Here is a 9,753-nt window from a genome sequence, read left to right as displayed (position 1 = left end):
TGCTGAAAGCACAGCTTATCCTAGCCCCATGCAACGCATGGGGTTATGTAAGGAGGTAATCAACGTCCTGTAGGGACAGCTCATTCATTTTTGAAAACTTGAGGATTTCACACTAAGATTATGATAGTTCTCATCTCGCTTTGGTGCAACATGTATTGAGCTTATTTCTCTACAATAGGCATTATACGTTCTTAGCCTGACGGCTATGTTCTTATATCTTACTATCCTTCCGGTTTATCGGTATCCATAAAAAAGGCTCCTGAAGGAGCCTTAAAGAAAAAGATAGATACCCGTCAAGCGTATCTAAAAAAAACTATGATAGAGAAATTAATTTGTTTCTGTGCCTTTGCTGTTATTCAACCTTGATTTTACCCTTTGGTTGTTTTGCTTAATAATTTCGTTAAATAGATATCGCTGCTGAAATCGTGATTTTTTGCTGTTTGAAGAATTGAGGCTATGGTTCCGTTGATTTCTTCGTTTTTACTTTTGTATGAAATTGTGTTTCCCATGTTTGATTATTTTGATTTTTTGTGAACACAAATATAGAAACATATTTTAAAAAACAAAATTTCTAATTAACAAAATATGTCGGCAGTGTATGATATGTTTGTTGCGGTTATAAATAAAATGCCGAAAACGTTTTTAATGAAATTTTTTAGCTTTCGGCGATGCCGAAAAGGTCTCAAGTTCGTAAAATTGTCTTTCGGCAGTTGCAGATTCTCAATTTGTATAGAAAAATTACACAATTTGCCTATTGAAAAGAAAAATATGTCCAGGGACATGTTTTTTTGCTGTTTTGGATTTATTTCTACCGTATTTATTAGAGTTTCGATATGTTTTGATTTAAAAATCTTAAAGTATATTGTTCTTATATGTATTAGTAAAAAAAATATATGGTTAAATAGAGAGTTTGTGAAAATATTTTTTTAGGATTCTGTCCTTACTTTTTTTGAAGTAAGATTATTTTTTGGTCTTTTTTTTCGATGTAAGAAACTATAATAAAGTATTGGAAATACCGATAAACATTGATGTTTAACAATAAATCAAGTTGCAGATCAAAAAAATATTGAAATAAAACTTGACATTTAAAATTTTCCCTTTTAAATTCGCTAGCCGAAACAACACAACAGATTAATCAAAAAATTAGTCAAACTTAACTCAGATGATCAAAGGAAAACTTATTGACGATTGCTACGAGTACCGCATTTTGCGCATGAACATTGAGGTGAACCAAAAATTGGGCATGAACAACATCCCGGTTTGCGAACCCGACCACATTAAATATCACCTTGAGGTAGAGAGCGACCGGCATCCCCATTTTTTATACTGCATATCACAAACTGTTCGCCGCGATTTAATCCAGCTTAAATTTGAATCGCCGCGCCTGGGTGAAAAAGGCCGGGTATTTAACCTGTACGATTGCATAGTGCCCAAGTTTGAAGAAGAATATAGTCACAACACCGGTGAGCCCCTTAAAATGAAGCTCACCCTGGTGGCCGGCATGAGCTACCTCAACGGCGAGTTTATGGAACGCCTGATCTGGTGCCGTTTCAACAGGGATTTGATAGATAAGAACCCTATGGTTTTTACCCGCGAAAGGGCCCTGGAGGTAATGGGAGAGGGGGAAGGAAAAATTAGGGATTGCTATTTTGAAGATGAAGAAGGGAAACGTATAAACAAACCGAAGAAAAACCAGTTGGTAAATTTGGTTATACACACAACAAATATGGCAGGAAAGCTTCTTTCTGTTGACTTATCGGATGATAAAACAGACTACGAATACGATGGCACATATCTTGAAAATGATTTGCTTGAGAACATTAAGGTTGTCACCGATACCATGAGAATTGAACTAAAAACCCTTAAACAAAGAAAATAATGCCACGAGTATTTGAACCCGGAAACGAAGACAATAGTTTTTATATAGAACCATTAACCATGGCCGATGAGTTTTTGCCCTTTATTGCTTTAAATACAGATAAGCTACAAGAGGACAATCCAGATTTGGACATGCCCGAATTTACAGAAGGTACAGAGCTTTCGCCAATACTTGATAATATCCCCGTACAAGAAAATGGTATTTTTACTATTACTAACTATCAAGAAGAAATTACCCTCACCTTCAACGTAAAAAGAGGTACAAACGAAGTCATCATGGACGATGATGGGATAATTGAACTTTGTGTTGACAAAGAGATAGAAGGCATTACCTTTTCGCAAACTCAGTTTGAAACAGAATTTGGTCAGGAAATTTCAGTAACCATTACCAAACAAGATTTGTTATTGGAAGGTGAACTGGAACTTAGGTTTGTAGCCAGCGATAATGTTAAAGCCTTTGTTTTTGATGGTGAGTTTGATAGTGTTTTTTGTGGTGTGGTGCGGATTGCGTTCCAAAAAACAATAGCCTACGAAACCTTAAAAATTAAAATAAACAACCAGGCCAACAACGAACCACTAGCCCATGCTATGATTGATTGCTTTGAAATAGAAGGCGCATTTAATTATAAGCAGATATTTAAACACGGGCAAAAACTCCCATCCACCCAAAACGAGATAATGATAAAGCAATCCTGCTTAAAAAGTTTGGGGTATTATAATGGTAGAAATAGCGAAATTGACGGAAAAGAAGGTAAAGGTACTACTAATGGCTATAATAACTTCTGGAAATTCAGGGGTTTTGATAATATCAGCCACAGTCACAAACCTCCTGAAAACGCCTTGCAAATAGAACAAAGTAACCGCTTTACCGATAAAGATGGTGTTGTAGAACTTAAAATTTTAAAAACAGCTTTGATTAATGCCGATGTTAAAATAAAAATAGGCTTAAAAGGCATTAAAATCTCCTTATCTACTTCTGTTTACAATAAAACAGTAGAGTTAAATATTAAAAAAAGTACAGCTACATTTGAATCCTTTGATGGGGATAATATTAATGAAGATGGCGAGGTAAAGCTATACGTAGATGCGAAGTGCTGCTGCAATCGGGGCATGACAAAAACTGACTTACAAAATTTAGCACCAAATGCTACGGCTGCCAACCGGGATAAATATAGAGATGGTATAAATATAACTTGTAACGAATTTGGTATACATACCTGTTTGGAAAAGGCTCATTTTCTAGCGCAAATGTTAGTGGAATCAGCTAATCTATCCGCCGTTGAAGAAGGAAATGTAAACAGTACTGATTATGGAGGATTTCCGGGTAGAGGCTTAATGCAACTAACATACAAAAATACTTACGAAGAATATGGTGAATTTGTGGATGAAGATTTTACATCATCGCAAACAGCCAAACAAAAAATTGAAAAAGAGCCTCATGCATCTGCTTCAGGAGGATGGTTTTTTACTCTTTTTAAAGCTAATGGACCAGTTAATGCCTCAAAACAAGATGACTTTTTAGAAGTTTCTGCCATTGTAAACGGAGGTTTTAATGGGTTAAATTTGAGAAAATCCAATTTAGATACTTGTAAATCTTACTTAAAAACATTATGCTCTGAAGTTAAATTAAACAATAACATCTATAATTTTAGCGACAGTAATATTAGCTCCAATAGCACATATAGTTTTGGATGGGCAATCTGGCACGACTCCAAATTCCCATCAAAAGAAGGTGTTGAAAAATCAGATACAGAAGCTTTAGCAGGTTATAATAAGGTGATTGATTTAAATTCCAACAGAAAAAACACCTATGGTTTATTAAGCCTATCTACTTTTAACGAATATAGAACCAAAGAAACCATTAATGGCAAAGAAGTAGAAAACGTTTATTTTACTACAGTTGCAAACAAACGAAAAGCAGACTTTGAAGAAGAGGAAGAAAATGAAAATACTGATGAATCAAATCCAACAACAACTCCAAATGAAAGATAAAATAATGATTACAAGGATATCTGTAATAATGTTACTCTTTTGTATTGTGGGCAAAAGTAATGCACAAGAGGGTATTGACTGGTCAAAAGTTTATGCAGATAAATATTACTTCTCGTATAAATATTTAGATAAGTTAGTTATCTTGAAAGCTCGCAAAGATTCAATGATAAGTTTTTGGATAAATGGGGTTAAGGATACTATGAAATTTGATAGGTATCATATCAATTCATTTGAATGTGGAGATAGCTATGTTGGGATATATATTGATTGCGACGAAAACTATGAATTATATATAGATACAAGAACTGGAATATATGATGGTAATGATTTTCAAAATGAACCCAATGTAGAACCTAATACATTTGGTGGCTCACCATTTTATGATTGTACCAATTTTAAAAAAAATATCTATTGGGATGAGTTGGAAGAATTGCAAGTCCTTAAACTCAACAATTCAGCTTATTACTTGGATAAAATAGGTTGTAGTGATTGCGCCATTGAAATACTTGAAGAACTTTTGAAAGTACGACCCAACAGAACCGTAGCCTACCTAAACCTGGGCGATGCGTACTGGAACAAAGGGGAAAAGGAAAAAGCCAAAGAATCTTATAAGCAGTATATATTGTTGTTAAAAAAGGATGGCAAACAAAATAAAATACCGGACACTCTAAATGAAAAGTTGGGAACTGATACCGTAAATGCCATTTTAAGTAGCCCAACAGAATCAACTTTGGAGCAAAGTACCGAGAGTACCAAGCCAAAGGTAATGAAGGGAAGGATCTTAAACTGCTATTATACCAACCTAAAAGGTGATAAAATTGAGAAAGTGTATGCAGGTCAAAGTGTTTATTTTATCGTTACTTCAGTTGGTATGATAGGAAAAACCATAAACCTTGATTTTTCAGATGAAGATATAGTCTACGAGTTTGCAGGAAAGGAACTCGAAAACCAGATGATAAAAAACTTTCCTGTTGTTGCTGATAAAATGACTTTAAAGCTAAAGGCATTGAGAAAGGTATCAAAAGATATCAATAATGAATAGAGAAAGAATAATACCAGAAAAGGTTAAATAAGAATCTTTTTTCTTTCTGTAAAACCTACTGACATACTGTTGTCACTACCCTCTGTTTTCTTTGTGTTAAAATAATGCCAATGGCATTTCTAATTCCAAAGGATCAGATCTCTATATGCTTATTGTAAATGAGATCTGTTCCATAGAAAAATACTCCTTTTAATTCACCATAGGTACGTATTATTGCATTCTGCTTTGGGGAGATGTTTGGATCAGATCTGAGCCAGAATATCCGGGTAACAATGAAATACATTGGGATATGTAACCGATGGTCTTTTTAAAAGGTGTACCTGAATTCCCAGCCTTTGTGCTGCCTCAACTTTTTCCTTTAATCCACCGGCTTCTCCTGAATCCTTAGAAACAAGATGCTGGATATTGTACTCTTTAAATAATGCCATATTTGTATCCATATTCACGAGCCCTTTCATGGCTAAAACCTGATGGGCCTTTAATCCGGCTTGCTCACACTGTTCAATGCTTTTAATTACAGGCAAAACCCGGGCAACAATTCTTTGAGATAATTCATTGAAAAGAGGTACGTTTTTAGAGCCAATAGTAAGCATGATGTTTCCGTGGGTCTCTTTTAATGATTGAATCACTTCATTATAGGTATGGTAATAATTTACATGATCAAATTTTAAAGGTGCTCTTTCGTACCGAAGGTATAAGGTGCCCTCTTCGTTACTGGCTTTAATGGCATTTTCAGAAACTTCTGCCGCAAAGGGGTGACTGGCATCGATAACTGTTTTAATTCGATAATTGCTGATTAGCTTTTGCATATCATCACAATTTAATTGTTGCTGTATGATATGAATATTTTCTTTTTGAGCCAGATGGGTGCCATAACTTGTTGTTGTACTCAAAAGTAATTGGTGCCCTTTGTTCAGTAGTAAATCAGCAATTTTATTGGCATCACTAGTGCCACCTATAATCCAGATCATATAGTGTTTTTATGTGTGTTTTATCTCAGAGGTTGTTAGGCTATTAGTAATATTTTAAACCTGACAGGTTTTAAAGACCTGTTAGGTTTATATCTTGTTAACGTAGCTCATTCTATGTGATTTACGTCTCGTGCCCCGTAGTAAAATATTAAATTTTATACCCTCTGATGGTTACCATTTTACCACCCACCATTTCAGTTCTTGAGTTTCCAATAATAACTGTTGTAAACATATCAATATCGCAGTTTTTAAGTTCCCCCAAAGTGGTGTAATGAACTTCCTGTTTTTCGCGCATGGCATGTTTTACAAATCCAACGGGAGTCTCGGGTTTTTGATATTGCAACAGGGTTTCTATGGCAACATCCAGGTTTTTGATGCGTGTTTTACTGCGGGGGTTATAAAGGGCTATCACAAAGTCGCCACTCCCTGCAGCATGAAGCCTTTTTACAATCAGTTCCCAGGGTGTGAGCAAGTCGCTCAGACTTAATGTTACAAAGTCGTTCATCAAAGGGGCTCCCAGTAATGATGCAGCCGATGTGGCAGCGCTAATCCCGGGGATTACCTCCACATCAATGTTTGAGTTGTGGGCATTAACAACTTCAATCATAATGCCGGCCATTCCATAAATACCAGCATCTCCACTGCTAATTAGGCTAACGGTTTTACCTTCTTTAGCAAGCTGCATCACTTCCTCACATCGTTCTACCTCTTTTTTCATACCTGATGAGGCATATTCTTTTTCGGGAAGGATCGGTTTTATTAAATCGATATAGGTTTTGTACCCGGCTATGATGTCGCTGGTTTGCATCACTTCCATAGCTTTAGGACTAATATGTTCCTGCCCGCCCGGGCCCATTCCAACTACAAATATTTTTCCAGTCATTAATTGCTCTTTTATTTTACTTACGATATTCTAAGTTTTTCTTAGTATTTAGTCTCTGCAAGAAAACCCCTGTTTTATAGTGAATCCCACCGCTCAACCCAGGTTCTCCCGAATACAATTTCGGGACAGGCTCTAAAGGGGAAGCCTCTCGCACTGTGCGGGTAGGGATAAAATCGATTTTCTTGCAAACATATCTTCGTGCCGCTGTGGTTTAATTTATCGTTGTTTCAAAAATTGATAGGGTCATCCCATCTTTTTTAGCTTTCCTGATTAAGAATTTACCTTTTTCATTTCCTGCCAGATATGCCGATGTAGTACTAACAGAAGCTACACCCACTGTAGATTTCACAAAATCAGATCCTTCAAAAAGATGATCAACCTCCTGGAGTTGTTTTTGGTTGTAAAAACAATTTGTGCATTGTAAATATTCAGCTGCATCAATAATGGCTTTTTCTTCGGCCTTTATATCAATGGATGCAATGGTTTTAACGCTTCTTAAATCAAGGTTGAGGGCATAAAGGTTTTCTTTTATGAATTCCCAAAGCTGGTGAGAACCGGTGTTTTTTTTGCACCCGACTCCAAGAACAATGTTTTCGGGAATTAAACGGACAAATGGTACCGGTTCATCAAACCCAAATTTGTTAGAAACAATCAGTCTGCCACATATTTCCCCATCTGTGTCTGGAAGAATATCTTTTTCAAAAACCCCATGTTCATCAACCAATTCAACCTTCTGATTATTGATAATCATTGATGTAATGATTTTTGCATCGTTCATTGAATCAATTATTAAATCTTTTTCCTGAGCAAGCGTGTCTACAGCAGGAAGATTATTAACATCGGAAGATGTTGTAATGACAGGTTGTGCATTAATAAGCATCGCTACTTCCTCAGTTAGGTTGTTTGCACCGCCAATATGACCACTTAAAAGGCTGATAACATGTTGTCCTTTGTCATCGATAACAACTACAGCAGGATCAGAAGTCTTATCCTTTATCCATGGTGCAATGCTACGAACCACAATGCCAGTAGCCATTATAAAAATCAAGGCCTCGTATTCCTGAAAAAGAAACTTACAGAAATGTCTGATTCTTCCTTTAATAGGTTGAAAACCTTCTAAATCGTATTTAGCTAAAGTGTAGCAGATGGCTTCTTCATTTATCTTTTCCGATAACAGGGAAGCCAATGCGTTACCTTGCTTGCTAACAGATATGATTGCTATCATAATCCAATTTTTTAATCAACAAACTCTCCTGAACTCCTGGGCAGTACATGCATAAATTACCACTTGCCTTTTCATCATTGAGATTTTGTTTATTCGTGGTTAAAGACTATTTTCCCTTTCTGTATTCATGAGTAAAATGAGAGGCATATAATAGAGAATTTTCAAAATTATCTCCCAAAAAATCACCCACTAAAATCATGGCCGTTTTGGTAATATCAGCCTCCTTAATTTTGGCTGCTATATCATTTAAACATCCGGTTACAATCTTTTGGTCGGGCCAGCTGGCTCTTTGTACTACTGCAATAGGAGTAGTAACCGGATAATGGATAGTTAGTTTTTCAACGAGTTTATCAATCATCCCAATGGTTAAGAATATGGCCATTGATGTTTTGTGCGAAGCCAATAGTTCAATCTTCTCTAGTTCAGGGACCGGCGTTCTGCCTTCCATTCGGGTACAAATAACTGTTTGCGAAATCCCGGGGACTGTGAATTCGCGTTGTAAAGCTGCTGCAGAAGCTACAAATGAACTTACACCAGGGATTACCGTGTGAGGGATTTTCAATTTGTCGAGTTCCTCAATTTGCTCACGGATAGAGCCATATATAGATGGATCGCCCGTATGCACACGGGCAACGTTTTTTCCTTGCTCATGGGCCGTTTTCATTACTGAGATGATTTCTTCCAGATCCATTGTGGCACTGTTATATACTTCAGCCCCTGGTTTGCGGTCTTCAATTACCGCTACGGGCACCAATGAGCCGGCGTAAATTATGACATCTGCATTACGGACAGCTTTTTGTCCTTTTACCGTAATTAATTCCGGATCTCCCGGACCCGCTCCAATAAATGTTATCATATTTTAATTAGATGATTAGATTATAGATAATAGACAAAAGACTGATTTGTAAATATCCTAAATCCACTATGTTTATAACTAATAATGTTTTGCCATTTTATTATTCATCAATCCTTAGCACTAAGCCCTATGCTCTTAGCACTTAGTACTTCACCCTCTTCAAAATTGCCGTTGAAAAGTAGGAGATATCACCTTTAAGCACCTCAATGTTTGTGAATACTTGTTGTCCTTCTTTCCCGGCTTCCGAAATCATATAGAAATCAAATCCTTCATTAGCTTTTAGAAAATCATATAATTCGTTTTTATACCTGCATATTTTCATGCAAACAATGCTTTCTGAAAGAGGCAACATATTTTTTGCACTTTCATCGAATGAACAGATTACAGATAACTTATCATGATCCTTGACTAATGGTACAGATAACAGACTGCTAATGGCCGAAAATGAGTATATCCCGGGAATGGTTTCTATCTCAACACTTTTATCTAAATATTCAAGAATATAGCCGTATGTACTATAAAGCATGGGATCGCCAAGTGTTAAAAAAGCAACCGTTTTGTTATTTCTGAGATGCTTTTGAATAATTTCAGCATTCTTCTTTCGGGCTTCAATCCTGACATTCCTGTCTTTCGACATGGGGAATTCCATGTGTTCAATAGTTACATCATCATCCAAATACCCGGAAACAATAGAAAGAGCTGTACTGGCTTGTTCTTTTGATTTAGGTACACATATGATGTCGGCTTTACCCAGTGCCTTTACTGCTTTTATCGTTAGCAATTCTGCATCACCGGGGCCTATGCCAATTCCGTATAGTTTGTTTTTGTTGTATGTTGTCATTATATGTTTATTCAATAAGCTGTAAATCAATTCTCCTCCTTATGAAGGAGGAGAGCTGATTCCCG

9 protein-coding genes are annotated in these 9,753 nt (G+C 36.3%); 3 read left to right on the top strand and 6 right to left on the bottom strand.

All coding sequences use genetic code 11. From position 1 onward, the window contains the following. Nucleotides 1-368 precede the first annotated feature (368 nt). Nucleotides 369-509: a hypothetical protein gene (locus OM074_RS16225; protein ID WP_301201343.1), complete on the bottom strand. Its 141-nt coding sequence runs from the start codon at nt 507-509 to the stop codon at nt 369-371. Between the two features lie 653 nt (nt 510-1,162). Here OM074_RS16225 and OM074_RS16220 point away from each other — a divergent pair. Genes OM074_RS16220 through OM074_RS16210 form a run of 3 tightly spaced genes read left to right on the top strand, consistent with a single transcriptional unit; the run spans nt 1,163 to nt 4,912 of the window. Further along, nucleotides 1,163-1,879, top strand: a complete 717-nt coding sequence (locus tag OM074_RS16220) for a hypothetical protein (protein ID WP_301201341.1) — start codon at nt 1,163-1,165, stop codon at nt 1,877-1,879. Continuing rightward, a complete protein-coding gene (locus OM074_RS16215) occupies nt 1,879-3,870 on the top strand; it encodes a glycoside hydrolase family 19 protein (protein ID WP_301201339.1) in 1,992 nt (663 codons plus the stop codon). The genes OM074_RS16220 and OM074_RS16215 overlap by 1 nt, the downstream gene beginning before the upstream one ends. Beyond that, nucleotides 3,860-4,912: a tetratricopeptide repeat protein gene (locus OM074_RS16210; protein ID WP_301201337.1), complete on the top strand. Its 1,053-nt coding sequence runs from the start codon at nt 3,860-3,862 to the stop codon at nt 4,910-4,912. The genes OM074_RS16215 and OM074_RS16210 overlap by 11 nt, the downstream gene beginning before the upstream one ends. A 242-nt stretch (nt 4,913-5,154) precedes the next feature. Here OM074_RS16210 and cobK read toward each other — a convergent pair whose 3' ends face one another. The 5 genes from cobK to cobI all read right to left on the bottom strand — a co-directional run bounded on the left by cobK (nt 5,155) and on the right by cobI (nt 9,688). Further along, complete coding sequence (gene cobK, locus OM074_RS16205; RefSeq protein ID WP_301201335.1) at nt 5,155-5,883, bottom strand: precorrin-6A reductase; 729 nt, start codon at nt 5,881-5,883, stop codon at nt 5,155-5,157. A gap of 148 nt (nt 5,884-6,031) precedes the next feature. Further along, nucleotides 6,032-6,766 carry a precorrin-3B C(17)-methyltransferase gene (gene cobJ / locus OM074_RS16200; protein WP_301201333.1) on the bottom strand — a complete coding sequence of 245 codons (735 nt, stop codon included), beginning with the start codon at nt 6,764-6,766 and terminating at the stop codon, nt 6,032-6,034. A 211-nt stretch (nt 6,767-6,977) separates the two neighbouring features. Continuing rightward, nucleotides 6,978-7,991 (bottom strand): cobalt-precorrin 5A hydrolase, encoded by a 1,014-nt coding sequence (gene cbiG, locus OM074_RS16195; RefSeq protein ID WP_301201331.1) that lies wholly within the window; start codon nt 7,989-7,991, stop codon nt 6,978-6,980. 106 nt (nt 7,992-8,097) lie between these two features. Continuing rightward, complete coding sequence (cobM, locus tag OM074_RS16190) at nt 8,098-8,847, bottom strand: precorrin-4 C(11)-methyltransferase (RefSeq protein ID WP_301201329.1); 750 nt, start codon at nt 8,845-8,847, stop codon at nt 8,098-8,100. A gap of 142 nt (nt 8,848-8,989) precedes the next feature. Beyond that, nucleotides 8,990-9,688 carry a precorrin-2 C(20)-methyltransferase gene (cobI, locus tag OM074_RS16185; protein ID WP_301201327.1) on the bottom strand — a complete coding sequence of 233 codons (699 nt, stop codon included), beginning with the start codon at nt 9,686-9,688 and terminating at the stop codon, nt 8,990-8,992. Between the last annotated feature and the right edge of the window lie 65 nt (nt 9,689-9,753).

Origin of the sequence: Plebeiibacterium marinum (assembly GCF_026013615.1) — a bacterium.
GTDB lineage: Bacteria > Bacteroidota > Bacteroidia > Bacteroidales > Marinilabiliaceae > Saccharicrinis > Saccharicrinis marinus_A.
The sequence above is the reverse complement of the archived record's forward strand: the minus strand, read 5'-3'. Positions and strand labels throughout refer to the sequence as shown.

Coding starts and splice junctions, on each gene's coding strand:
- OM074_RS16225 (WP_301201343.1), bottom strand. CDS start 509: ATGGGAAACACAATTTCATACAAAAGTAAAAACGAAGAAATCAACGGA.
- OM074_RS16220 (WP_301201341.1), top strand. CDS start 1,163: ATGATCAAAGGAAAACTTATTGACGATTGCTACGAGTACCGCATTTTG.
- OM074_RS16215 (WP_301201339.1), top strand. CDS start 1,879: ATGCCACGAGTATTTGAACCCGGAAACGAAGACAATAGTTTTTATATA.
- OM074_RS16210 (WP_301201337.1), top strand. CDS start 3,860: ATGAAAGATAAAATAATGATTACAAGGATATCTGTAATAATGTTACTC.
- cobK (WP_301201335.1), bottom strand. CDS start 5,883: ATGATCTGGATTATAGGTGGCACTAGTGATGCCAATAAAATTGCTGAT.
- cobJ (WP_301201333.1), bottom strand. CDS start 6,766: ATGACTGGAAAAATATTTGTAGTTGGAATGGGCCCGGGCGGGCAGGAA.
- cbiG (WP_301201331.1), bottom strand. CDS start 7,991: ATGATAGCAATCATATCTGTTAGCAAGCAAGGTAACGCATTGGCTTCC.
- cobM (WP_301201329.1), bottom strand. CDS start 8,847: ATGATAACATTTATTGGAGCGGGTCCGGGAGATCCGGAATTAATTACG.
- cobI (WP_301201327.1), bottom strand. CDS start 9,688: ATGACAACATACAACAAAAACAAACTATACGGAATTGGCATAGGCCCC.